Genomic DNA, 24,151 nt, shown 5'->3' on the forward strand with positions numbered 1-24,151 from the left:
CCCTACTCGGCGGCCGGTGCCGTGGCCTGGGCGGCCTGCACCTCGTCGCGGTCCGGACCGTACGCCCCCGCGCGGCTGACGGTGATCGCCGCGGTGACGATGGCGCGTTGCAGGGCGGGTTGCACGTCCGCCCAGCCGGCCACGGCGAGCCGGTCGGCGGCCGCGCGGGAGCCGATGAAGCCGGCGTCGACCAGGCCGCTGATCAGCCCGGCCATGAACGAATCCCCGGCGCCGACGGTGTCGGCGACGGTGACCGGCAGCTGATCGAGTTTCAGCACCTCGGGTTCGCTGGCCAGTGCGGCGAGCGCACCCCAGGGCCCGCGAGTGATCACCACCAGCGAGGGGCCGCGCTCCCGCCAGCCGGCGATCACCTCCTCCAGCGGCACATCGCCATAGAGCCACTCGATGTCCTCATCGGAGGCCTTGACCACATCGGCCAGTCCGATCAGTTCCTCGATCCGGGGCTGCACCGCCTCCGCGCTCTCCATCAGCGCCGGGCGGATGTTCGGGTCGTAGGAGACCGTGCCCTGTTCGCGCAGCTTGAGCACCGCGGCGACCACCTGGCTGCCGCCGGGTTCCAGGGTGCAGGCGAAGCTGCCGGTGTGCAGGTGCTGGTAGTCATCGGCCGGCGGCTTCGGCAGCCGCCATTCCAGGTCGAAGGTGTAGTCGGCGTGGCCGTGCAGGTCGAGGGTGGCGTACGCCACCGGGGTGCGCTCGGCCTCCTCCGATCCCTCGGCCAGGCTCGCACCGGCCGCGCTCACCCAGTCCCGGATCCGCTCCCCCCGTTCGTCACGGGCGATCCATGTCTGGATGGTCGAGTCGTGACCGAGCCGGCCGAGCCCGCACCCCACGTTGAGCAGGCTGCCGCCCACGTGCTCGGATGTGCGGCCGTGCTGGTCCACCACATCGATCAGTGCCTCGCCCACGCTCAGCAGTCGGATCCTCGTCATCGCTGTCCTTCCCGGGTCGGTGTGCTCACATCATCGGTCACACCGAGCCTGGCCTCCATCTCCTCCAGCGGCACGCCCTTGGTCTCGGGCATCACCTTCAGCACCCAGATCAGCTGCCCGATCATCGCCACGAAGAAGATCAGGAAGGCCACCCCGCCACCCAGGGCACCGATGATCGGCGGGAACGCGAACGAGGTGATCGCCGCGAACACCCAGTGGGTAAGGGATCCCAGTGACTGGCCCCGCCCGCGGATCCGGTTCGGGAAGATCTCGGAGATGAACACCCAGATCACCGACCCCTGACCGAAGGCGTGGGCGGCGATGAAGACCATCAACCCGAGCAGCACCAGCACACTGGAGGTGGAGTTGAAGCCGATCCGCTCATAGAAGAACATCACCCCGGACAGGAATCCCAACGACAGCAGGTATCCGATCGAACCGACGATCATCAGGCTGCGTCGCCCGATCCGGTCGATCACGGTCAGCGCGGCCATCGTCGCGACCAGGTTCATCGCACCGACCCCGACGCTCATCAGGAAGGCGGCGTTGGTGCTGGCACCGGCGGCCTCCGGGCTGGGTCAGCGGAGCGGCCGGGCGGCCGGCGCCGGGCAGCCGGGGATGCGGGAGCAGGCGAACGAGTCGCGGGCGATGGAGGGTTCCTTCCTGCGCAGCCTGACCTCCCAGCTCGACGACCGCGGGATGGCGCTGGCCCGCGCCGATCACTACGCCGGGCAGTTGCGGCAGGCCGAGCAGGAGTTCGAGAACGCCCGCCGCGGCCGGGACGCGGCCAGCCGCGACTTCCAGCTGGTCACCGGCCGGCACGCCAAACGACTGGCCTCCGATGCGGAGCTGGCCGGTGCCCGGCGCGCGGCCCGGCAGGCCTCGGCGGAGCTTGAGGTGGCGACCAGCCGACTGCGGCACCGTAGCCACCTGACCCAGGTCGCCGAACAGGCCGCCAGTGAGTACCGCTAGATCCCTGCTGGGCAAGGACTGGCTGGTCGCGCTCGCCGCGCTGCTGGTCGGCTGGGCCTATCTGGCACTGGCGGTGCGCACCTCGATCGCGCTCGCCGGTGACCCGGGTGGACTGCCGCTCGCGGCGTGGCTGCTGCCGATCGCGGCGGTGATCGCGCCATGGATCTTCGGCGGCGAGGTACGCCGCGGCCGGCGCGCCGCGCTCGGCGTACTCGGCTGCCTGCTGGCGGTCGGGGTGATGATCTACTCCCCCGTCCTCGGTGCCGCCCTCGGCCTGGCCTGGGTCGTCGGGCTGAACGCCTGGCCTAGTGCTCGCCCTTAAGGACGAAGTAGGAGCCACGGATCGTCCCGGCCAGCTTCGACTTCTGCCGGGCGAACTTGAAGGCGCCGAGCTCGTCGGGGACCTCCATGCCATCGGAGAGCTTGAAGCCCACGGCACGTTTGCCGCCGTCGGCGAGGGTGTACATCACGTTGATGGACAGGCCGCTCTCATAGAAGACGTAGGTCATCCGGATGCCGTCGACCTCGAAGTCGGTCGCCTCCAGCGCCGGTGAGGCGATCACGATATCCCTTTCCTGCTTGAGGATTCCGCTCACCCGATCGACCGCCGCCTTCCCCTCCGGCTCGCTGGCCGCCTCGACGGTGAAGGTGTGGTCGTACTTGTTCTTGAAATAGCGCGCCTCGTTGGCCCGCAACCCGGCGAGCGCGTCGGCGACGGGCGAGGACTCCAGCCCGACGGTCGAGACGGTGTGGAAGTCAACGGCATAGGACATGCCGGCAGCCTAGCGACCGGCCACGCGGATCGTGCGCAACTGTTCGCTGAGCTCGAGCGTGGCGTTGATGGTCCGCGGGAACCCGGCGTACGGCAGTGCCTGCAGGATGATCTCGACCAGTTCCGGACCGGTGACCCCGTGTTCCATCGCCACGGCCACGTGCGCGCGGAGCTGGCGTCCGGTGTCGCCGAGCGCGATCAGTGCGCCGAGGATCACCAGCTCGCGGTCCCGCCCGGACAGCCCGTCGCGGGCGTTGATGGTGCCGTGGGCGAACTCGCGGGCGTACCTGCTCAGGTCCGGCAGCACCTCGTCCAGTGTGGTGTACGCCGACCGGCGGGCCTGTTCGGCGGTGGGTGCCGCCGCGGTGCGCTCGGCGATGAAATCGAGCAGCCGCTGCCAGGCGTCGGTGCAGGCGTCGGCCCACTCGGTCGCCGACCGGTCGAAGAAGGAGTGCGGTGCCCCGTCGTAGATCCGCTGCTGGTGTGGGACACCGGCCTGGGTCAGGGCCCGCTCGAAGGCCTCGGACCGTTCCCGGTTGGTGGCCACATCGGCACCGGCGACCAGCAGCAGCATCGGCCGGTGCAGCTCGGACAGTCGGGGTTCGACCAGCTCCGGGTCACCGTAGAAACCGATCACCCCGGCCAACGGCAACTCCGAGGCGGCGAGCAGCCAGGATTGGCTGCCACCGAAGCAGAAGCCGACGCTGAAGCTGTGGCGTACCCCGGCCCCGGTGAGTTCGTCGAGGGCGGCCGCGACGACCGGTTCGACGGTACCGGCGTCGACCTGCGGCAGCCTGGAGCGCCACTCGAAATCGTCACCGCGCTCCTGATCGTCGGTGAGATGTCCGTAGTAGTCGATGACGATCGCGTGGCTCCCGGCCTCGGCGAACCGCACCGCCAGGTCGCGGTAGAAGGCGTGTGCACCGCGGACATCGGGCAGGATCACCACCCCGACCCCGGTGTCGGCGCCGGCGGCCGGATGGGCGGCATAGGCGATGCTGCGCACACCGTCGCCGGTGGTCAGGGTGATCGGGCCGTGGTCGTCGGTCGGGGTGCTCCGCGGCGGCGCCGGCGGGCGGGATTCGCTGGAATGGCACATGCTGGTTCTCCTGATCACAGACATCGGGTCACCCCTAGCGTGGGTGCCGCCGCGGCGGCGGCGGAACACCCGGTGGATACGCGTACTGCCAGGTCCCTTGTCCCGCCCCGGCCAGCGCACCAGACTCGGGGCATGGCGAACCAGCTCGGTGAGTACCTCACGCACCTGCGGGCCCGCGCGCGGCCGGCCGAGCACGGCATCGCGACCACCGCGCGGCGCCGGGTGGCCGGGCTGCGGCGGGAGGAGGTGGCCCAGCTGATCGGGGTCAGCATGGAGTACTACGCGCGGCTCGAGCGCGGCGTCGCCCGCGCTCCCTCGGCGAGCGTGCTCGATTCGATCGGTCGGGTATTCGCACTGAGCGGGATCGAGCGGGAGCATCTCGCCCAGCTCGCCGGCGCGGTCTCGGCGCCGCGGCGGTCGGATGCGATGGCCGAGACCACGGTACGCCAGGGGCTGGCGGGCCTGATCGACTCGATGCCGGGTCCGGCGCTGATCTCGAATCACCGATTCGACGTGCTGGCAGCGAATCAGCTGGCCCGGTCGGTGTTCTTCGACTTCGCTTCGGCCCACCGGGGGAACCTGGCCCGGTTCCTGTTCACCGATCCACTGGCGATGCGGCGGTACCGGGACTGGCCAGAGGTCGCCCACGCGACGGCCGGCCAGTTGCGGGTCGCGGCCGCCCGCCATGGCGACGATAGCCGACTGCACCGGTTGATCGGTGACCTGCGGGCCGAGGGCCACCATTTCGAGCGGCTGTGGGAATCCGGCGAGGTCGCCGAACGCTCACACGGCATGAAACGGCTCTGGGTGGACGCCGTCGGCGAGCTCGACCTGGCGTACCAGAACCTCGAACTCCCCGAAGACCGGAACCTGCGCCTAGTGCTGTTGTACGCCGAGTCGGGCACGGTGGCGGCGGATCAGCTACGCCTGCTCGCCTCGCTCCAGTCCGAACGCGCAGCGAGTAACCAACCCGGCGCAGCGGAGCGGAGTCCGGGCAGCGTGTCGAGCTGAACCCGGCCCACTTCGCGTACCAACTCTCACTCCGCGGCTTGCATGCACGCCGCGGAGTGAGAGATAAACCGCGGAGTGGAGATAAGCCCCCCAGTGGAGCCAGGCTCAACCGGCCCGGCGCGCGGCGAGTGTCAGGCCTCGGTCGATGATCTTGAAGAAGTCACCGGACTCGGCCTCGCGCCAGGTCCAACGGACCAGCCACTCCCCCTGTCGCCGAATCCCCTCCTCCCGGTTCTTCTCGGCGAGCACCACCTCGGTGACCGATTGGCCGGGTTTCAGCAATCGGCCATACTTCACGTTTCCATCGAACTCACCGACCAGGCCTCGATCCCGCCACCAGAAATCGCAGCGACCCACGAACTCGCCAGCATCGGTCTCGATGTCATGCTGCAACTCCGGTGCGGGTAGGCCGAGTTCGTGGATTCGCCAACGGGAAAAGGATTCGCCGCGGCTTTCCGCTCGTGGGTTGGCGAACTCCGCAGCGATCCGCGCGGTCCGGTTCCCGGGCACCCGGCGCCGGCGATCCAGCTCCTCGAGCAGCTCGTCACGGTCCAGGCCGCGGCGCAGCGCGGAGTCCGCCACGCCCACCGCATCGGCGATCGGCAATTGCCGCAACAGGTCCATCGTGGTGGTCAACAGATCGGTCATCTCGATCTCCAGGCCCGGTGCGGGCACCGATCGCTGCGACCCACCGCGATGCACGTGGAGGTATCGCGATACCGATCCACCGCCCTTGCCCGCTCGCACCACCTGCACCCGATCCAGGGCGCGGGCCGGCAGCCAGAGATCATGCAGGACCCCGGCGGTGACATGACTGAGCACGGAACCGGCCTTGAGATCCGGAACCATGGCGGCCACCAGATCACGATGCCGATCCTCGGGGGTCTGCCACGAGCCCGCCTCGCCATAGATGCCGCGCCCCAGGCGTACGAACTCGCCGGCCCGGAGCGCGCTCGCCAACTCGGCCGCGCTGTGTCCTCGGCCCAGATAATCCCGGCGTCGGTGATGCATGCCACCAGCCCACCATCGAGAAGCGGTGTGCGACAGGCGCAGATCCGGGTTATCCACAGCGAAGAATCACCGGACAACACCACTGATCCGCGACTCCGCGTACCAACTCTCACTCTGCGGCTTGCATGCAGGCCGCAGAGTGGAAGATGAGCCGCAGAGTGGCGCGGGCGGTCAGCTCATCAGGCGGCCGATGACCATCACCAGGATGAAGACGAGCAGCAGCAGCGCGGCGCCGGCGAGCTGCCACTTCACCGGCACGTTCGCCAGCCAGCGGTCGGCCTGCGCGGATCCGGTGGTACGCCCCAGACCATCCCACCAACGGCCGAAGCGGGAGCGCTCGGCGTCTTCGTCCTCGGCGTCCTCGCCAACCGGGCCGGCCCCGGTCATCGGCCCCTCGGGCAGCGGGTCGCCGGCGAAGGTGGCATCCACATCGGCCCGGCGGCGGCGTACCTCGGCCAGCGCACCGAGCAGCGCGTCGTCGACCGGCACCGGAACCCCGTCGATGGCGTTCCCGGACCAGACGATCAGCTCGACGCTCCACGGATCACCGGGGACGTGCTCGACCAGTTGCCACTCCACCGGCCCGGGCGGCATGCCCTGCGGCGGCACCGGTTGCCCCGGCATCGGTCCCGGCGGCGGGGTGCTGGTCATCGTGGCACCTCTCGGAGGATCATTCGGCATCGGCGCGTGGAAGACTGACCACGCTCGATTTCAACCTAGCAACCCCGGGAGGCCATCGGTGCGGGCACAGCGACTCGGTCGGGCCGCGAATTGGGCCGCCCTGGCGGTCGTGGTGCTGATGCTCCTCGCGGCGTTCGCGCCCCTGCCGGCCCCGATCACCCAGATCGTGGCCGCGCTCGGGGGCGTACTCGCCGCCGCGGTGGTGCTCACCTGGCTGACCGTCGGCTGGCTGAAGCGCCCGCGGCGCCCGCTGTGGATCCTCGGGATCGCCTGGCTGCTGGTCGCCGCGCTCGGCTGCTGGATGGTCGGCTACGCCCTGGCGCTGCGCGGGAACCCGGCCCGGTTCGCCGACGGACGCGTCGACGCCACCCCGTTCGGCTACGGCGCCTGGTTCGGGGTGCTGGTGCTGGTCGCCGGCGGCTGGCAACTGCGCTGGCTGGCCGGCGTACGCCGCGAGGCGGCGTGACCGCGCCCCCGTGGGAGGCGGGGGCGCGGTGTCAGCTCACTTCTTGGACTTCTTGAACTGGTCCAGCTGACCGAAGTGATCGGCGAGCAGGTAGTAGACCGTGGGACGGTACTTGCGCGAGGACCCCTTCAACTGCTCCCCGACGGCCTTGATGGCCGCGTCGGCCTTCGCGTCGTCGGTGACACCGAGTTTCTTGGCGATGAACCCGTTCTTCACCCGATCGGTCTCGGCCTTGTCCGAGAACGACACCATCGAGGAATCGGCTTTGTGCAAGGAGATTCCGCAATGCCTCACGATGCCGGCGATCGCTTCGTCGTCGGCGTTCTTGACATGCTTCTTGACGTCGGCAGCCCAGTCAGTGGCCATGACACACGTTTCCTTCCATCGCCCACGGTGAGCGATCTGCTGCTGACACTAACCGACAGTCAGAACGTGATCTGGACCACCCCGGCGGCGTGTCAGATCGCGGAATCGGGCAGCACCTGGACCAGCCCCGCCATCAGCACCCCGCGATCGAGCAGCTCGGCCACCTGCGCCCACCCGGAGGCCTGCAGCCAGTCGTCGACGTGGTGGTCCAGCAGCGCCAGCACCGGCAACTCACCGGCGGCGGTGACCAGCGCGGCCCATTCCGGCGGGGCCGGATCGAGCACGATCGAGCCGAGCCCGGTCAGCACCTCGACCACCGGCGCCGCCGGATCCTCGGTGCGCACCTGGACCCAGCCGCTGATCGGTTGCGGCGGCCGCGGCCAGGCCACCCACCCCGCCCCCTCGAGCAGCTCGGCCAGCACCGGGTGGTCCCCGCGGAACACCGGCGCATCGACATCGGGATTGACCAGCAGCGCCGGCCGGTCGTCGGGCAGCGCGACACAGCCCACCCGGTGCACACCACGGCTGGGATCGAGCTGGGCCGGCGCGTCCAGCAGCACCTCCTCGGCCGGGCCACAGGCCGGATGTCGCGGCCGGACCCGCAGCCACTCACCCCGCTGGTCCACGTCGGGGGCGCGTTCGATCAGCAGATTCGCCACCTCGCCGATGGGTTCACCGCAGAGCTGGCAGGGTACGGCCGCGTCCAGCAGCCGGCCCACCCCCGCCGGGAGGCGTACGCCATCGGGTGCCTGCAACCGCACCGATTCAGCCAAAGGTCACTCCGTTCGCCCGCAGGAACGCGACCGGATCCTGCGCCTTGTAGATGTCACCCGGTTGGATCCCGGGCGGGTAGTACTCCAGGTGCAGGTGCGGCCCTGAGGAGTTGCCGGTCGAGCCGACCAGCCCGATCCGGTCCCCGGCCCGTACCTGCTGGCCCGGTTGCACCAGGATCGCGCTCATGTGCGCATAGTGGGTGCTGATTCCGCCGGCGTGGCTGAGCACGACCGCATTGCCGTTCCAGCCCAGCGACATCTGCGGCGCGACCACCCCGTCCATCACCGCGAAGATCGGCGTACCCATCGGCGCCGGGAAGTCCTCACCGGTGTGGGTGGAGGACCACATCGAACCCCGGGCGCCGAACCGGCCCGAGGGCGGATAGCCCGGCGGCAGCGGGGCCACCGCCTTGCTCCCGCCGGCCGGGATCGCTACCGGCGGTGGCATGCCCTTGCCGACATTGCCGTAGGTGGTGACGTGCACGTGGTCGCGGTGCGCGGAGGTGTCATCGGGACCCGAATAGCAGCTGGCCTGGCTGCCACACTGCCGCCAGCCCTCCGCGGCCCGGCTCACCGACCAGATCCGTTCGTTGTAGATCATGTAGTCGATGCCGAGCGCGGTGGCGTTCTGGCGCAGCATCTCGGTGGCGCGGTTGCCGTATTCGACCGCCTGCGGGCTCTTGAAGTCGGGGAAGGCGCTGGAGAACATGATGTCCACCGCACGGCCGCTGGGGTGGTCGGGCAGCGCGTCGGGGCGTACCCCGCCGTAGATCTTGATCTCCGGGAACTGCGAGGCCACCGCGCCGGCGACCAGCATGGTGTCGGGCTGGACGCCGGCCAGCATCGTGGTGAGCCAGGGCGGCGGCGGGCCGAACCCGCTGTAGGCGTTGGGTCCGCAGCCGACCGGCTGGGTGGTCATCGGCGGGATGCCGGCGCCGCCCTCGGCGGAGATCTTGGCCAGCAGCTGCTGGCCGAACTGCTCGAACTGGGCGTAGCGGCCGGGGAACGCCGAGCGCTGCACCTCCTGGATCACCTCACCGGCGGGCCGGGTCTCCCAGTCCTTCTTGTCGAACAGTCCCGGCGGCTCGGAGATCTGCCCGGGGCGCTCTTTTCCTTTGAGGAAAAGGATCGTGGCCTTCGTGACATCGATCCGCTCGGCCGGGGTACCGTGCCACTGCTGCTGCTGGAACATGCCGACCGAGTTGTGGTCGGTGGAGACGCCGTCGTTGGGGTAGTTCAGCGAGTCCTCCTGGCCGGGCACGTCGGAGGCCAGGTTGTAGAGCCGGGTCTCGACCATCGCGGCCATCAGCGCCATCACCGCCGCCTTGTCGTTGGCGCCGACCGAGCGGGCCGCGGCGACGATGGTCTTGGCGTTGCGGAGCTGGACCTCGTCGAGCTGCTCGAAGGTCTCGGGGGCGGCGAGTTCGGGATTGCGTACGCCCGGCCCGGATCTGTTGCCCGACGCGGGTTGCGGCACATTGCCACCCCCGGGCGGCCCGGAGTTGGTCACCGGCGCCGGGCAGGTGGCGGACAGGTTCGCGGTCATCAGCGCGGGCTGCGGCGGCGGGGTGAGCTGCACGGTGGCCAGCGCCGAGAGCAGCCCGGAGATCAGCATCAGCACCACCGCACCGACCAGCCAGGGCACCCAGCCCCCCGGGGGACGGGACCGCCGGGGCGTACCGGATCGGGGCATCAGTGCCCCTCCTTCTCCAGGAAGGAGACTCGCCATCCCTTCGGTGCGGTGAGGTCCTTGACCAGCCCCATCCCCCACCAGGTGTCGTCGGTGAGCTGCACGTGGGCGTACGCCTCATTGGCGCGGGCGACACCGGGGTCGAGGGCCGCGCTGGTCTTCCGCTTCGCGTTCGGCAGCCGCTCGTTGGCGACCTGCTTGGCGAGCACCAGATCGTTCGGGGTGGCCAGATCCTTCAGCCTGGCTTCGCGTTCGGCCGGCGTACCGGGGCGCAGGAAGGCGTCCATGTAGGCGTTGGCGACCTCGACCTGGGCGGTCTGGTCACCGGGCATCGGGCGTTCCTCACCGAGCGAGGTGGGGGCGGCGGTCGGCGCCGCGGTGCCCTGGGCCGGCGGATCGATCCGGACCGGCGGCGGGGCCGGTGGCGGGGTCGCCGCCTGCCGGCCCGAACCGACCAGCAGCACGATCACCGAGGCGATCACGACGGCGGCCACCGCCGCGAGCGCGGCGACCAGCTTCCAACGTGTCATCTCAGGGCTCCTGCAGGTCCGGGACGCGCCCACCCTACGGGGCGGTCCGGGTCACCTCACTGCTGCGGAGGCTGCTGCCCGTACTGGCCCGGCTGCCCGTACTGACCCGGCTGCCCGTACTGCTGGGGCGGTTGCTGCTGCGCAGACTGCTGGCCGGGCTGAGGCTGCGGCTGGTACTGCTGCTGACCATACTGCTCGGGCTGGCCGTAGTTCTGCTGCTGGCCGTAGTTCTGCTGCTGGCCGTAGGGCTGCTGACCCTGCTGCGGCAGCGCGGGCTGCTGACCCTGCTGACCCTGCTGCTGGGGTGCCTGCCGCTGGGTCTGGGGCGGGGCCTGCTGCTCCTCGCCGCGGTAGGCGATCTCGCCGAAGTTCACGTCCGGGGCCTGGCGTACCTGCGGGTCGTTGACCTCGAAGTAGGTGGCCTTCTCGAACTTGAACATCCCGGCGATCACGTTGGTCGGCACCGAGTCGATCTTGGTGTTGTATTCGCGCACATTGGCGTTGTAGTAGCGCCGGCCGGCCGCGATCCGGTCCTCGGTCTCGGTCAGCTCCTTCTGCAGGTGCAGGAAGTTCTGGTTCGACTTCAGATCCGGGTACGCCTCCACCGAGACCAGCAGGTTGCGGACCGCACCCGAGAGCGCCTCCTCGGTCTGGGCGCGCTGCTCGGACGGCATGTCACCCTCTTGGCTGGCGACCTGGGCGGCCTGGTTGCGCAACCGGGTGACGTCCTCGAGGGTGTTGCGCTCATGGGCGGCGAAGGCCCGCACGGTCTCGACCAGGTTGGGGATCAGCTCGTAGCGCCGGTTCAGCTCGACGTCGACCTGGCGCCAGGACTCCTGGATCATGTTCCGTTGCTTGACGAAACCGTTGTACATGCTCATGGCGACCAGGCCCAGCACGACGACGATGGCCAGGATCACCAGCACGATGATCAATGCGGTCACGGGGTGCTCCTTCGATGCGCGACAAGTTGCCGCCCAGCCTAGACCAGCCTCAGCCCAAGCCCAGTTCTTCGGCGGTGATCGCGTAGCGGTAGAGCAGACCGGCCTCGGCGATCTTCTCGGCCGCCACGGTGTTGCGGTCCACCACCACGGCCACCGCGACCACCTCCGCACCCGCCTGCTGCAGCGCCTCGACCGCGGTCAGCGCGGAACCGCCGGTGGTCGAGGTGTCCTCCACCACCAGCACCCGGCGACCGGCGACCTCGGTGCCCTCGATCCGGCGCTGCAGCCCGTGCGCCTTCTCCGACTTGCGGACCACGAAGGCATCCAGCCGCTGACCGGCGTACGCCGCGGCGTGCAGCATCGAAGTGGCGACCGGGTCCGCACCCAGGGTCAGCCCACCGACGGCGTCGAAGTCTAGATCGGCGACCAGTTCCCGCATCACCCGCCCGACGAGCGGCGCGGCCACCCCGTCGAGGGTCACCCGCCGCATGTCGACGTAGTAGTCGGCCTCCTGCCCCGAGGACAGCGTCACCCGCTGGTGCACCACGGCCAGATCCTTGATGTGCTCGATGAGCTCTTCCCGGTCGGACATGGCCCCCAACCTATCGGCCCCAGACACGAGCGAGCCCTCACGTTCATCGAGCAGGTCGCGCAGCGACCGTGTCGAGATGAACCCCTTCGCCCCTGCGCCGGTCGAGCGAGGAGCGCAGCGACGAGTCGAAACCAAGCCCCAGAAAAAGATCAAAACTCGCGGGTTCAGAGTCGTACATACGTGCTATTATTAGACATGGCAGATGAGAGGAGGTGACCACAGATGACCACCGAACGAGCCCAGGTCTTCGCAGCGATCCGCGCCGAAAGCGACACCATCGCCCAGGCCGAAGCCCGCCGGTTGGTTGCGATCGCCGCCGCCTGCGACACCTACTCCGGGTTGAACACCCACACCGACGAGTTGACCGCCCGCGTCCTGCACGGGGAGCAGCTCGTGTTCCCCGGTGCGGACGGTACGCCCGGCATCACCGAGTTCTTCCACCTCGAACTCGCCCTCTCCCTTGGATGTTCACCGGAGACCGCGCAGGTGTGGACCGCCGACGTGCTCAACCTTCGCCATCGGCACCCGATCCTGTGGCAGGCCACCTTGGACTGTGACGTTCCCGTCTGGGTCGCCCGGGACGTCTCCCGGGCGGCATTGCAGCTGTCCTTCACCCAGGCCCGCGAGTTCGACTCCTTGTGGTCACTCCGTCTGGTGCCCCTGACCCCGAAACGAGCGGTCGCGACGACCGAGACCCAGGTCGCGTTGATGCTCAACGAGGACAAGGAAGCCGAACGGCAGGCCGCGAGGAAGCAGCGCCGCGTGGAGTTCACCCCGAACAGGACCATCGCTGGCATCACCGACCTCTACGCCAACCTCGACGCCGGTGACGCCGCCCAGTTGAACGGCACCCTGGATCGCCTCGCCGACGTGCTGAAGGCCGGTGGCTCGACGGCCTCCAGGGACGAGCTGCGTGCCGAAGCCCTGGGCCATCTGGCCCACCCGGAGCGGGCGCGGCAACTGCTGCAGCCCTCGCTATTCGACGGGGCGACCGTGACGCCCGCCGGCGATGTGGTCAACAAGCACGGGGAGATCGTCACACCCACCTCCGAGCGGTGCCGTCACGGTGCCGATTTCATCCTTCACATGACCTCCCGCGACCTCGCGATTGGCCGCGGTGGCGAAGGCGACGCCCTCGGGCCGGTCACCCTGCAGCACTTGAAGGAGCTGCTCGCCCAATGCGGTGGCACCGTGAAGGTGCGGCCGGTCATCGACCTGGCCGCGCCGGTGATGGTCAACACCTACCGGCCCTCCGACGAGTTGGCGCAGCGGGTCAAACTGCGCGATCGATATGTGATGTTCCCCCGCTCCAACCGCAGTGCGTTCGGCCGCGGCATCGACCTCGACCACACCATTCCCGCCCCGGAGGGACCGACCAGCTCGGACAACCTGGGGCCGCTGAACCGGGCCTCGCACCGCGCCAGAACTCACGCCGGATTCCGGGTCGAGCAACCCTCCCCGGGGGTGTTCCACTGGAAAACACCGGCCGGGCAGGAAGCCTGGGTCACCAGCTACGGCACCTGGGACCATCCACCACCCGACCACTTCATCAACGATCCCGCGGCTTCACTCTCCCGAACCGAAAAGCTTCTCTGGGAGACCCTGTGCAACGGTCGAACCCAGCTGGAGAAGGAACAGGCCGAAGCCGAACAAGCAGCCGATGAAGCTCGCGAACGCGAGCGACTCCGCCGCGCCCGCAAAGCACAACGCCTCCGCGACCTACGCCAAGCTGCCCGCGACCAGGCCGAACAGCGAACCGCATCGGAGCAGTCCGCGAAGCAGGCGGAGCGACCAAAGAAACCGGCTCCGCCGGAGTCCCAGCCTGCCCTGATTCCCCACCAGGACCAGGGCCGCACGCTCATCGACTAGCTCGGTTATGGCCCGCATTGCGTGCGGCGCGGCTACTTGTTCTGGGTGCTCTGCAGGTGGCCGAAGCCGATCGAGCGGTCGACGGAGTGGAACAGGTCCTGGCAGGTGGTCAGGGTGATCAGCGGCTGGGTGGGCTGGGCCCCCGGCTTGCCCGGTACCGGGTCGAGCACCCAGGTGTCGTCGTCCTGGACGGTCAGATCGGCGGGTGAGGTGTCCAGCACGTAGGTGTAGATGGCGTCCCGGGTCTCGACGATGACCTGGTCGCCCTTCTGCAGCTCCAGCAACCGCCGGAACGGTTCGCCGTTGGTGACCCGGTGCCCGGCGACGGCGAAGTTGCCGAGCTGGCCGGGGCGGACCGAGGAGTCGTACCAGCCGATGCCCTTGGCCAGGGTGCCGGTCTCGGTGCCGGTGAGGATCGGCACCTCGTAGTCGGCGCCGAACTTCGGGATCCGCATCAGGCCCATCGCCTGGCCGGGGACCCGCTGCTGTTCGGCGGCGGGCGCCGGCTGGGCCGCGCCGGCTGGGGCCGGGTCGGCCTGCCACTGCTGCTTCAGTGTGCTCTTCTCCTGCTGGTACGCCCGGTCGGCGACCAGATTGCTGCCGAAGTACTGGTAGGCGTACACACCGACGGCGACGAGCCCGACCACCAGGAACAGCACCCCGACCACGGTGAATCCGGAGACCCGGCGGCGCCGCACCGGCCGTTCATCGTCGGCCAGGCTGTCCATCAGGTCGGAGCTCATGCCCTCATTGTGACCCGGCTCGGCGCTGGCTCCAAGGCTCCACTCCGCCGGCCGCCGCAACCACCTGCTGAGAAGGGTGTTGACGACCGTTCAGCGGCCGACGAAGCTCGAAGGCCTCCGAGCGAAGGAGCTCCAGGTGCCCGCGTACTACGTCGCCTCAGACATCGGCGGAACGTTCACCGACACGGTCGTCTTCGATGACAGCGGTCACGTCGGCCGTTACAAGTCCGCCACCGTGCCCGACTCGCCGGCCACCGGCGTCCTGGAGTCGCTGAAGATCGCCGCCGCCGACCGCGAGCTGTCGCTCGCCGACTTCCTGGGCAGCGTGGAGACCTTCGCCCACGGCACCACGATCGCCACCAACGCGATGCTGGAGGGCAAGGCCAAGCGGGTCGGGTTGATCCAGACCCGCGGGTTCGGCGACACCCTGGCGATCATGCGCGGATTCAAGTCCCAGGGGTTGGACGAGGAGCAGATCAAGCAGTTCCGCACCCTGGTCAAGCAGCCCCCGGTGGTGCCGCGCCGGCTGATCGCCGAGGTCACCGAACGGGTCGACTACGCCGGCCGGATCGCCTGCCCGCTCGACGAGGACGATGCCCGCCGGGCCGTCGAACAGTTGCGGGAGGCGGGCGCGGAGGCGTACGCGGTCAGCCTGCTCTGGTCGTTCAAGAACCCCGAGCACGAGGAGCGGATCGCCGAGCTGATCCAGGAACTCGTGCCGGATGCCGATGTGACGCTGTCCAGCAGTTTCCTGCCCAGGATCGGTGAGTTCGACCGCACGCTGACCACCGCCGTCAACGCCAGCCTGCGGCCGCTGCTGCGTACCTCCCTGGACAGCTTCGCCGGCGTCCTCGCCGACGCCGGGTTGCGCACCGATCCGCTCTTGATGCAGTCCAACGGCGGCCTGGCCACCTTCGCCGAGGTGGAGAAACGGGCCGCGGCGACCGTGATGTCCGGCCCGGTCGGCGGGGTGATCGCCTCCAAGGTCCTCGGCGACCGCGAGGACCTGCGCAACATCGTCACCACCGACATGGGTGGCACCAGCTTCGATGTCGGCCTGGTGCTCGACGGCCGGCCGACGATGTCGAACACCACCGCGATCGGCCGCAACCAGTTGGCGCTGCCCTCGGTGGCGGTCCGCGCGGTCGGTGCCGGGGCGGGGTCGATCGCCTCGGTGAGCAACGGGGTGCTGCAGGTCGGGCCGGAGAGCGCCGGCGCGCAGCCGGGGCCGGCGTGTTACGGCCGCGGCGGGGAACGGCCGACGGTCGCCGACGCCGATCTGGTGCTCGGCTATCTGAACCCGGACAACTTCCTCGACGGCCGGATGCGGTTGGACACCGAGAAGGCGCGGGAGGCGATCCGCACCCACGTCGCCGAGCCGGCGGGCTTGTCGATCGAGGACGCCGCCGAGGGGATCAAGACGATCGTCGACGCGCGGATGGCCGACCTGGTCCGCCAGGTGACCGTCGAGCAGGGTTATGACCCGACCGACTTCGCGGTCTTCGCCTATGGCGGCGCCGGTCCACTGCACGCCTTCTCCTACGGTGCTGAGCTGGGCGCCCGGGAGATCGTGGTGCCGATCACCGCGTCGGTGCACTCGGCGTTCGGCATCGGCTGCTCGGATCTGACGATGGTCGAGGAGCGGTCGCTGCCGATGCAGTCCTCCCCCGGCCAGACCGACTTCGCCGCCGACATCGACCCGGCCGAGGTGACACAGGTCTTCGCCGAACTGCGGTCAGTGGCCGCCGGGAACCTCGGCAACGCGGGGGTGGACGAGGAGACGATCGAGTACGCCTGCACCGTCGAGATCCGCTTCCGGGCGCAGATCCACGTGCTGGCGATCCCGATCGAGCCGGAGCTGTCCGGGGAGTTCACCGCCTCGGCGGTCAACGGCATGGTGGACCGGTTCATCAACACCTACGAGGGCCGGTTCGGCAAGGGCTCGGCGTTCCCCGACGGTGGTGTGGAGATCACCACCTTCCGGGTCGTCGCCACCGCCCCGGTGGCGAGCGCCGACCTCGATGTGGGCACCGACGTCCGCGACACGGCCGGCGAGCCCGGCCGACGCAAGGTGTACGCCGGTGGCGAGTGGAACGAGGCGGTGATCTACACCGGGGACCATCTGGAGCCCGGATTCGAATTCGACGGGCTCGCGATCGTCGAACTGCCCGACACCACCGTCGTGGTGGGGGCCGGGCAGCACGCCCGGGTGGACGCGTTCGGCAACGTGCATCTCGAAGGAGACCTGCGATGAACACCAACGACAGTTGGAAAAGCGGGACGACCGGCGGCACCGAGGTGGATCCGGTCACCTACGAGGTGATCCGGCACAAGCTGTGGTCGATCAACACCGAGGGGTCGACCACCGTCGAGCACGTCTCCGGATCACCGGTGGTGCACGCCACCGACTACAACTTTGGCATCTACACCGCGACCGGTGAGATGGCGATCATCGGGGTCTATCTGCTGACCCCGATCTATACCGGTGCGATGGCGATCGAGGAGTTCCTGCGCCGTTACGACGACATCGAGGAGGGCGATGTCTTCATCATCAACGACCCCTACATCGCCGCGATGCACCAGAACGACGTGCAGTACTGCACCCCGGTGTTCCGCGACGGCCGGATCGTCGCCTGGCTGGGTTGCATGGCACATCAGGTCGATCTCGGCGGAATGGATCCGGGTTCCTGGTGCACCACCGCGACCGACGTCTATCAGGAAGGTATCCGGATCCCACCGGGCCGGATCGTCCGAAAAGGTGAACTGAACAAGGAATTGTGGGACACCATCGTCACCAACTCGCGGGTGCCGAACACCGTCGCCAACGACTTCCGCGCGTTCCTGGCCGGGTTGCGGGTCGCCGGGGAACGCTTCCACGCGCTCTGCGATCGGTACGGCACGGACATCGTGACTGCGGTGATGGCCCGGACGATCGACAACTCCGAGGCGGACCTGCGCGAGATGCTCCGCTCGCTGCCGGACGGGGTCTTCGAACACGACGGCTATCTGGACCGGCCCAACGGCACCGAGCGCGCGGGCGATGAGGGGGTCGAACTGCTGCATGTGCCGTGCCGGTTGACGAAATCCGGCGACGAGCTGACCTTCGACTTCTCCGGCGCCAGCCCGCAGAGCCCGGCGTACGGGATGACCACCCGGGGTGGGCTGATGGGCGCGGTGGCGACGCTGATGCTGTGCACGTTCGGCTCGGAGGTGCCGTGGAACCACGGGCTGATGCGGCCGGTGAACGTGCTCGCCCCGGACGGATTGTGTGTGACCGCGGTCGAGCCGATGCCGGTCTCCGGCGGTGCCGCGGGCGCGAACTGGATCGCCACCTGTTCCGGTGGTGCGGCGCTGGCGAAGCTGTTCGCGTTCAGCGAGGAGTACGCCGACCTGGCGTTCGGGCCGAGCGACGGCTCCTGGCAGCTCTGCCAGTTCGGTGGGCTGGACCAGTACGGGGAACCGTTCGCGGCGATGTACATGGACTCGTTGTTGTGGGGCGGGCCGGCCTTCGGTTTCCGTGACGGGGTCGATTCCGGCGGGGCGATGGTGATCCTGGGCGGTGGCGCGACCGATGTCGAGCAGCAGGAATCCCGGCAGCCGTTGCTCTATCTGTGGCGCCGCGAGGTGGTCGACTCCGGCGGCGCCGGCACCTATCGCGGCGGCAACGGGATCCAGTTCGCACTCACGCCGATCGACACCAGGAAGTGACCGGGGTGCTCGGGACGCACGGGGTGGCGGTACCGAACCGGACCGGCATCTTCGGTGGCCTGCCGGGCGCCTGCGCGAAGTTCGAGCGGGTCGGCGGCTCCGGAGTGCTGGAGGCGTACGCCGAGGGCCGGATGGTCGATTCGCTGGCCGAGTTGGACGGCGAGCACACGCTGCTGCCCGGGGTGTCCCCGAGCGCGAAGATCCGGCAGGGCGATGTGTTCGAGTGCACCGTGCAGGACGGCGGCGGCTACGGGGATCCGCTGCTGCGGGCACCCGAGCAGGTGGCGGCCGACGTGGCCGAGCGGGCGGTCAGCGTGGCCGCGGCAGAGCGGTTGTACGGGGTGATCGTCGACGAGGCCGGCGTGCTCGACGAGGCGGCGACCGAGGCTCGTCGGGATGAGATCCGCAAGCAGCGCAGGGAAAAGATGCAGGCACCGGATGATGCGTCGTCCGGTGGCGGGTCCGGCGGCGGGGACGCGCAGGTCTGGGGTGGCGTGCTCACCCTGTCCGGTTCCGGATCGGACCTACGGGCGGCCTGCAAGCACTGCGGTCAGTCGTTGGGATCGCTCGCGGACGGTTGGGAACGGCTCGCCGGCCGCGTCGAACTCGGTCCCGACGATCTCGGCGAACACGTCCGCGTGCATGCCGACCTGGTCACGGTGATGTATGTCTGCCCGAACTGCCAGACCGCCCTGTGGACCGACACCGAACCGAAGGACGGCCGCACCTGGCGCGACTTCGCCCTCGACTGACCTCCCACGTTCATCGAGTAGGTCGCGCAGCGACCGTGTCGAGATGAACCCAGCTGCTCAATTCCGCTTCGCTCCACATGGCCGCTACTCGATGAACGTCAGCGGAAGACCGTGGGACCGCCCGGGGGTTCCGGGGACTGTTCGGCGTCGGCATCGGTGTACGCCGCAGCACCGGATTCGAACCGGGCCAGGTGCGAGCCGTGCAGCAATCGATAGGGGAACACCGATCCAGCGGCACGGCGAGCGAGGGCGGCGGTCGGCAGCGCGCGAGCGGAACCGGCGAGCAGCAGGTTCCCGAACCGGCGGCCCTTCAGCGTGGCCGGTTCGGCGCTCAGCAACCGCTCGCCGAACCACTCGCCGACCCCGGCCAGCACCCGCCGGGTGTAGGCGAACGGTGCCCGGTCGGTGAGGTTGAGGATCAGCACCCCGGTCCCGGTGAGCACCCGGCGCACCTCGCCGAGGAACTCCATGGTGGTCAGCTCGGCCGGTACCCGGGCGCCGACGAAGGCGTCGACGATCACCACCTCGGCGTACTCGTCGGGCATCGCGGCGATCCCGGCGCGGCCGTCGACCGGGCGTACCTTGATCCCCGACCGCTTCGGCAGCGGCAGCGTCGCGCGCACCGCCTCGGTCAGCTCGGCATCGGGTTCGAGCACGATCTGCGCCGAGGTGGGCCGGGTCGCCGCGACATAGCGGGCCAAGCTCATCCCAGCGCCGCCGACGTGCACCACCCGCATCCGCTCCCCGGCGGGCGCGATGGTGTCCAGCACGTCCCCGATCCGTTGCATGTAGTCGAATTCCAGCCGGGTCGGGTCACCGGGATCGACCCAGGACTGGTCGGTATCACCGACGCGCACCGTGTACGCCCCGGCGTGGTCGGGGTCGGGCACCAGCCCGCTCTGCGCGTCGGAGGTCACGATCCTCAGGTTACCGAGGCGCCGGGGATGGCGGCCAACAGTTCCCTGGTGTACGCCTGTTGCGGTGCGGTGAAGATCTGCTGCGGCGTACCCGATTCCACCACCCGGCCGCGCTGCATCACGTGCACGAAGTCGGAGATCATCCGGACCACCGCCAGATCGTGGGAGATGAACAGGTACGCCAGGCCGAGCTCACGCTGCAGCCCGTCGAGCAGCTCGAGGATCTGTTCCTGGACGAGCACATCGAGCGCCGAGACGGCCTCGTCGAGCACCACCAGGTCGGGGTTGAGCGCGAGTGCCCGGGCGATCGCGACCCGCTGCCGCTGGCCGCCGGACAGCTCGTGTGGGAGCCTGCTCTCCATCGCGGCCGGCAGGGCAACCATCTCCAACAGCTCCCGGACCCGCCTCTGACGTTCGGCGGCGGTGCCGATCCGGTGCACCTGCAACGGTTCGGCGATCGAGCGGGCCACGGTGTAGCGCGGATCCAGACTGGCGAACGGGTTCTGGAAGACCGGTTGCACCTGGCGTCGGAACGCTTTCAGCTCCGCACTCCCCCGACCCCGTTCCGAACCCTGGAACAGAATCCGGCCGCTGGTCGGCTCCAGCAACCCGAGCACCATGCTGGCGACGGTCGACTTGCCGGACCCGGATTCACCGACCAGCGACACGGTCGCGCGGCGCGGGATGTCGATGCTGACCCCGTCGACGGCGGTGAACGTGCCCGTCCGCCAGCCCCGGTCGGCGCGGACCTCGAAGGTCTTCACCAGATCGGTCGCCTGCAGCAGCAGGTCCTGCGGATCATGCTCGAACCGTTCCCGGATCTCGGTGTGCAGACCGGGAATCGCGGCCAGCAGGGTCTTGGTGTAGTCGTGCTGCGGCTGCTCCAGCACCTCGGCTGCGGTGCCCTGTTCGACGATCTCCCCGCGATACATCACCACCACCCGGTCGGCCCGTTCGGCGGCGAGTGCCAGGTCGTGGGTGATCAGCAGCACCGCGGTCCCGAACTCGCCGGTGAGTTCCTCGAGTCGGTCCAGGATCCGGCGCTGCACGGTGACATCGAGCGCGGAGGTGGGTTCGTCGGCGATCAGCAGCCGGGGGCGGCAGGCCAGGCCCATCGCGATCAGCACCCGTTGCCGCATCCCGCCGGAGAACTCGTGCGGATACTGCCGGGCCCGCCGCTCGGGCTCGCTGATGCCGACGAGTTCCAGCAGTTCGATGACCCGCTCACGCAGTGCGGCACCGCGGGCCAGGTCGTGCACCTCGAGCGCCTCGGCGATCTGGTCACCGACCCGCATCAGCGGGTCGAGGTTCGACATCGGGTCCTGGGGCACCAACCCGATCGAGGCACCCCGCAGGATCCGCATCCGGGACTCATCGAGATCGGTGATGTCCTCGTCCCCGAAGCGGATCCGACCGGCGTCGATGATCGCATTGTCGGCGAGCAGCCGGTTCACCGCGGCGGCGGTGGTCGATTTCCCGGAGCCGGATTCGCCGACCACGGCGACGGTCTCCCCGGGACGCACCTCCAACGAGACCCCGTGCACCGCGGGCACGATGCCGTCCCGGGTGCGGAACGAGACGGCCAGCTCATCGATGGCCAGCACGGCAGTCATCACAGTCCTCCCAGATCGTCCAGCACCCGGCGCCACAGCCGCTCGGTCGGCACCGGCGTGCCCGAGGTGAGCAGCCGGTTGGCCGCCACCGCGTACGCCCGGTGCTCACCGGCGACGAAGCCGAGCGCGCAGCCGGTGAAGCCCGGGTGGTGGTGCAGTGTGCTGCCGTCGGTCAGGGTCCGGGTGCGGAAGCCGAGCGGTTCGTCGAGGAAGCGTCGGTACGCCTCGGGCGTCCAGAGATCGCAGCGGTCCGGGCCGTCGGAGAGCGCCAACCCGAGGCGTAGCAGGTCGCCGATGGTTGCGAAGATCCCCGCGTGGGCGGAGATTCCGCCGAGTGCGCGACGGGCGTTGCCGTCATGCACCACCCCGCGTAATGGTTCGGTCTGCCACGCCGGCTCCGGTCCCTGGAGCAACACCGGATAGGGCTCCCCGGTGCTGACCATCCGCTGCTCGATGCGGTCGTCGGGGGCGGAGTCGGCCACCGGTTCGTCGACCGGACCGTAGCGCAGGTCGAGTCCGAGCGGTTCGTTGACCCAGCGGCGCAGGAGTTCCGGCAGGTCGTCACCGGTGAGCCGGGTCAGCAGGACGCCGAGGGTGATCAGCCCGAGATCGCTGTAGACGTGCTCACCGGGGGTCCCGATCGGCAGCGCGGCGATCGTCGCCAGGGCAGTGTCCGGGCCGGCGCCGGCGCGGTCCAGGGGCTGCCAGGGCAGCAGCCCGGATTCGTGCTGGAGCAGGGATCGCGCGGTGATGCCGCGACCGGTGAGTTCGGGCAGCAGAGCGTCGACCGGTGCATCGAGGTCGAGAATGCCGGCGCTGACCAGGCCGAGACCGATGGTGGTGGTGACCAGTTTGGTGACCGAGGCGACGTCCCAGCGGGTGTCGAGGGTGACCGGTCGATCGGCGGATCCTCGGGTCCCGGCGACGGCCACACCCTGCTCGTCGCCGCGCGCGAACGCGACCGCGGCGCCGGCGGGTGGGGATTCCCCCGGGTCGGTGCAGATCTCCGATGAGACAAGGGTTTCCGCGACCCGGGTGGCCGCGACCGACAGCGTACCGAGCCCGACCTCCGGCATCCCGAACCCATCCTCGATACGGGCGCGACCGTCGGGCAGCCAGCCATACTCCCGGTAGAACGCCCGGGCCGGCTGGTTGGCGGTGAACACCCAGAGCCGCCCGCGGTCCGCGCCGGCCGCCGCCCCGGCCTGCAGCGCGTGCCGCATCAACCGGCCGCCGAGGCCCCTGCCCTGCTGGCTCGGGTCGACGTAGAGGGAGTGGATGAACAGCTCGCCGTCGATCAGCTGGTGCCGCAGGAAACCGACGATCCGGGCATCCGCGGTGGCGACGGTCGTCACGACGGTGCGGGTGGTCGAGAGGAACGCGATGCGCCAGAGTTCCTCCGCATCCCGATGGGTCAACCGGGCCAGCTCCTCGGGGGTCGCGAAGCTGGCGTGGCTCTCGGTCCAGCAGCGCCAGAACACCTCGACGATCCCAGCCAGATCCGTCTCACCGGCCGGCCGGAGCCGCAGCTCGCTCATCGCTCGATCACCAACCCGGGCAGGGATTCCAGCGGTTCGGGGAGCCGGAGCGGCTCCTTGCCGGGGATCAGCGCGCCGAGCACCCGCGGCGCCTCGGCACCGGTCGCGGAGGGCACATTGCCGGGCAACCCGTGCCAGCTGCACCAGCCGATCAGCGCGAAGGCGATCGCCTCCTTGGCGTCGGCGGGGATGCCGAGCGCGTCGGTGGTGACGATCTCCACCCCGGCAGCGACCTCGGCCAGCCATCCCATCAGCACCGGATTGGCCGTCCCGCCGCCTGCGGCGATCACCCGGCGTACCCCGGAGGCCACCAGGTCGCGGCCGACGGTCTCGGCGGTGAACCGGGTCAGGGTGGCGACGAGGTCGGCGTCGGAGAGTTGCCGGTCGCCGACCTGTTCGCGGACGTAGGCCAGGTGGAAGTGTTCCTTGCCGGTGCTCTTCGGCGCCGGTTCGGCATAGTAGGGATCGGCCAGCAAGTGCTGCAGCAGTGCGGAATCCACCGTCCCCGCGGCCGCCAGCCGGCCATCGGTGTCGTAACCGTGGGGGTCCAGCTCGCGGTCCTGGACGACCGCGTCGACGAGCGCGTTGGCGGGGCCGATGTCGTAGGCGATACTCGGCCATCCGGGCCGGACCACCGTCACGTTGGCGATCCCACCGAGGTTCAGGGCGGCGGCCGGTTCATCGGCGTCGGCGAGCAGCAGTTCGTCGAGGATCGGCACCAGGGGTGCCCCCTGTCCACCGGCGGTGATGTCGCGCAGCCGGACGTCGGCGACCACGGGTACGCCCGTCCGCTCGGCGATCCAGGCCGGTTGGCCCAGCTGCAGGCTGCCCAGCGCCCGGCCGCGCTCGACCCAGTGGAAGACCGTCTGTCCGTGCGAGCAGATCAGGTCGAGCGGCCCGTGCCGGTCGGCCATCGTCGCGGCGACCTCGGCGAAGGCCTGGCCGATCAACGTGTCCAGTTCGGTCAGTTCGTCGACCGTGCTCGATGCGGGTGGCAGCGCGGCCACCAGCCGGACGCGCAGCGCTGCGGCGTACGGGATCGAGTCGGTGCCGACCACCCGCATCCGCAGCACGTCGGCCGAGTGGGTGAGCTCCACCACCGCGGCGTCGATGCCGTCGTGGGAGGTCCCGGAGATCAGGCCGAGCACCCGCAT

General features: G+C 69.6%; 25 protein-coding genes. 8 read left to right on the forward strand and 17 right to left on the reverse strand.

The features are described from left to right. Positions 1-2: 2 nt before the first annotated feature. Both BI335_RS09225 and BI335_RS09230 read right to left on the reverse strand, forming a co-directional pair. Positions 3-950, reverse strand: coding sequence for a PfkB family carbohydrate kinase (locus BI335_RS09225; protein WP_094405060.1), 948 nt, complete (start codon positions 948-950; stop codon positions 3-5). Then, on the reverse strand, positions 947-1,483 hold the full coding sequence (locus tag BI335_RS09230; protein WP_229119520.1) for an MFS transporter: 537 nt from the start codon (positions 1,481-1,483) through the stop codon (positions 947-949). The genes BI335_RS09225 and BI335_RS09230 overlap by 4 nt, the downstream gene beginning before the upstream one ends. Positions 1,484-1,499: 16 nt before the next feature. On the opposite strand from BI335_RS09230, the gene BI335_RS09235 reads away from it, so the two are divergent. Both BI335_RS09235 and BI335_RS09240 read left to right on the forward strand, forming a co-directional pair. Then, positions 1,500-1,922: a hypothetical protein gene (locus BI335_RS09235; RefSeq protein WP_144009103.1), complete on the forward strand. Its 423-nt coding sequence runs from the start codon at positions 1,500-1,502 to the stop codon at positions 1,920-1,922. Beyond that, positions 1,909-2,244 (forward strand): hypothetical protein, encoded by a 336-nt coding sequence (locus tag BI335_RS09240; RefSeq protein WP_094430492.1) that lies wholly within the window; start codon positions 1,909-1,911, stop codon positions 2,242-2,244. The genes BI335_RS09235 and BI335_RS09240 overlap by 14 nt, the downstream gene beginning before the upstream one ends. Here BI335_RS09240 and BI335_RS09245 read toward each other — a convergent pair. Then, positions 2,228-2,695 carry a phage tail protein gene (locus BI335_RS09245; RefSeq protein ID WP_094356531.1) on the reverse strand — a complete coding sequence of 156 codons (468 nt, stop codon included), beginning with the start codon at positions 2,693-2,695 and terminating at the stop codon, positions 2,228-2,230. The genes BI335_RS09240 and BI335_RS09245 overlap by 17 nt on opposite strands. A 9-nt stretch (positions 2,696-2,704) precedes the next feature. Next, positions 2,705-3,793 (reverse strand): dienelactone hydrolase family protein, encoded by a 1,089-nt coding sequence (locus tag BI335_RS09250; RefSeq protein WP_094430494.1) that lies wholly within the window; start codon positions 3,791-3,793, stop codon positions 2,705-2,707. Positions 3,794-3,925: 132 nt separating this feature from the next. On the opposite strand from BI335_RS09250, the gene BI335_RS09255 reads away from it, so the two are divergent. Further along, positions 3,926-4,804, forward strand: coding sequence for a helix-turn-helix transcriptional regulator (locus BI335_RS09255; RefSeq protein WP_172421815.1), 879 nt, complete (start codon positions 3,926-3,928; stop codon positions 4,802-4,804). A 105-nt stretch (positions 4,805-4,909) separates the two neighbouring features. On the opposite strand, the gene BI335_RS09260 is transcribed toward BI335_RS09255, so the two are convergent. Further along, on the reverse strand, positions 4,910-5,815 hold the full coding sequence (locus BI335_RS09260) for a hypothetical protein (protein ID WP_094404555.1): 906 nt from the start codon (positions 5,813-5,815) through the stop codon (positions 4,910-4,912). Between the two features lie 171 nt (positions 5,816-5,986). Then, complete coding sequence (locus BI335_RS09265) at positions 5,987-6,466, reverse strand: hypothetical protein (protein ID WP_094404554.1); 480 nt, start codon at positions 6,464-6,466, stop codon at positions 5,987-5,989. Positions 6,467-6,554: 88 nt separating this feature from the next. Here BI335_RS09265 and BI335_RS09270 point away from each other — a divergent pair, with 88 nt between their 5' ends. Further along, positions 6,555-6,962 (forward strand): hypothetical protein, encoded by a 408-nt coding sequence (locus BI335_RS09270; protein ID WP_094404553.1) that lies wholly within the window; start codon positions 6,555-6,557, stop codon positions 6,960-6,962. Between the two features lie 36 nt (positions 6,963-6,998). Here BI335_RS09270 and BI335_RS09275 read toward each other — a convergent pair whose 3' ends face one another. From BI335_RS09275 to pyrE, 6 genes are all read right to left on the reverse strand, one after another. Then, positions 6,999-7,328 (reverse strand): DUF2853 family protein, encoded by a 330-nt coding sequence (locus BI335_RS09275; protein WP_094356534.1) that lies wholly within the window; start codon positions 7,326-7,328, stop codon positions 6,999-7,001. A gap of 92 nt (positions 7,329-7,420) precedes the next feature. Next, positions 7,421-8,101 carry a hypothetical protein gene (locus BI335_RS09280; RefSeq protein WP_144008662.1) on the reverse strand — a complete coding sequence of 227 codons (681 nt, stop codon included), beginning with the start codon at positions 8,099-8,101 and terminating at the stop codon, positions 7,421-7,423. After that, positions 8,094-9,794, reverse strand: coding sequence for a M23 family metallopeptidase (locus BI335_RS09285; RefSeq protein WP_144009105.1), 1,701 nt, complete (start codon positions 9,792-9,794; stop codon positions 8,094-8,096). Before BI335_RS09285 ends, BI335_RS09280 begins: the two co-directional genes overlap by 8 nt. Further along, a complete protein-coding gene (locus tag BI335_RS21375) occupies positions 9,794-10,321 on the reverse strand; it encodes a hypothetical protein (RefSeq protein ID WP_094356537.1) in 528 nt (175 codons plus the stop codon). Before BI335_RS21375 ends, BI335_RS09285 begins: the two co-directional genes overlap by 1 nt. Before the next feature lie 56 nt (positions 10,322-10,377). Beyond that, positions 10,378-11,265 carry a LemA family protein gene (locus tag BI335_RS09295; RefSeq protein ID WP_229119521.1) on the reverse strand — a complete coding sequence of 296 codons (888 nt, stop codon included), beginning with the start codon at positions 11,263-11,265 and terminating at the stop codon, positions 10,378-10,380. Between the two features lie 49 nt (positions 11,266-11,314). Next, positions 11,315-11,857: an orotate phosphoribosyltransferase gene (pyrE, locus tag BI335_RS09300; RefSeq protein WP_094430498.1), complete on the reverse strand. Its 543-nt coding sequence runs from the start codon at positions 11,855-11,857 to the stop codon at positions 11,315-11,317. Between the two features lie 222 nt (positions 11,858-12,079). Between pyrE and BI335_RS09305 the strand changes: the two genes are divergently transcribed. After that, complete coding sequence (locus BI335_RS09305) at positions 12,080-13,726, forward strand: hypothetical protein (protein WP_094430500.1); 1,647 nt, start codon at positions 12,080-12,082, stop codon at positions 13,724-13,726. Between the two features lie 32 nt (positions 13,727-13,758). Here BI335_RS09305 and BI335_RS09310 read toward each other — a convergent pair whose 3' ends face one another. Further along, complete coding sequence (locus BI335_RS09310; protein ID WP_229118957.1) at positions 13,759-14,469, reverse strand: class E sortase; 711 nt, start codon at positions 14,467-14,469, stop codon at positions 13,759-13,761. A 136-nt stretch (positions 14,470-14,605) separates the two neighbouring features. Here BI335_RS09310 and BI335_RS09315 point away from each other — a divergent pair, with 136 nt between their 5' ends. The 3 genes from BI335_RS09315 to BI335_RS21880 are packed head-to-tail and all read left to right on the forward strand — an operon-like array spanning position 14,606 to position 18,929. Continuing rightward, entirely contained in the window at positions 14,606-16,723 is a 2,118-nt protein-coding gene (locus tag BI335_RS09315) for a hydantoinase/oxoprolinase family protein (RefSeq protein WP_094430502.1), read from the forward strand. Next, complete coding sequence (locus BI335_RS09320; protein ID WP_229119522.1) at positions 16,720-18,177, forward strand: hydantoinase B/oxoprolinase family protein; 1,458 nt, start codon at positions 16,720-16,722, stop codon at positions 18,175-18,177. Before BI335_RS09315 ends, BI335_RS09320 begins: the two co-directional genes overlap by 4 nt. Beyond that, positions 18,174-18,929, forward strand: a complete 756-nt coding sequence (locus tag BI335_RS21880) for a hypothetical protein (RefSeq protein ID WP_229119523.1) — start codon at positions 18,174-18,176, stop codon at positions 18,927-18,929. Before BI335_RS09320 ends, BI335_RS21880 begins: the two co-directional genes overlap by 4 nt. A gap of 98 nt (positions 18,930-19,027) precedes the next feature. Here BI335_RS21880 and BI335_RS09325 read toward each other — a convergent pair whose 3' ends face one another. The 4 genes from BI335_RS09325 to BI335_RS09340 are packed head-to-tail and all read right to left on the reverse strand — an operon-like array spanning position 19,028 to position 24,151. Beyond that, positions 19,028-19,846, reverse strand: a complete 819-nt coding sequence (locus BI335_RS09325) for a spermidine synthase (protein WP_094430504.1) — start codon at positions 19,844-19,846, stop codon at positions 19,028-19,030. A gap of 5 nt (positions 19,847-19,851) precedes the next feature. Next, complete coding sequence (locus BI335_RS09330) at positions 19,852-21,459, reverse strand: ABC transporter ATP-binding protein (RefSeq protein WP_094430506.1); 1,608 nt, start codon at positions 21,457-21,459, stop codon at positions 19,852-19,854. Continuing rightward, positions 21,459-22,997 (reverse strand): GNAT family N-acetyltransferase, encoded by a 1,539-nt coding sequence (locus tag BI335_RS09335; RefSeq protein ID WP_094430508.1) that lies wholly within the window; start codon positions 22,995-22,997, stop codon positions 21,459-21,461. Before BI335_RS09335 ends, BI335_RS09330 begins: the two co-directional genes overlap by 1 nt. Then, positions 22,994-24,151, reverse strand: coding sequence for an anhydro-N-acetylmuramic acid kinase (locus BI335_RS09340; protein ID WP_094430510.1), 1,158 nt, complete (start codon positions 24,149-24,151; stop codon positions 22,994-22,996). Before BI335_RS09340 ends, BI335_RS09335 begins: the two co-directional genes overlap by 4 nt.

The organism is Enemella evansiae, from assembly GCF_002250705.1.
Taxonomy (GTDB): domain Bacteria; phylum Actinomycetota; class Actinomycetes; order Propionibacteriales; family Propionibacteriaceae; genus Enemella; species Enemella evansiae.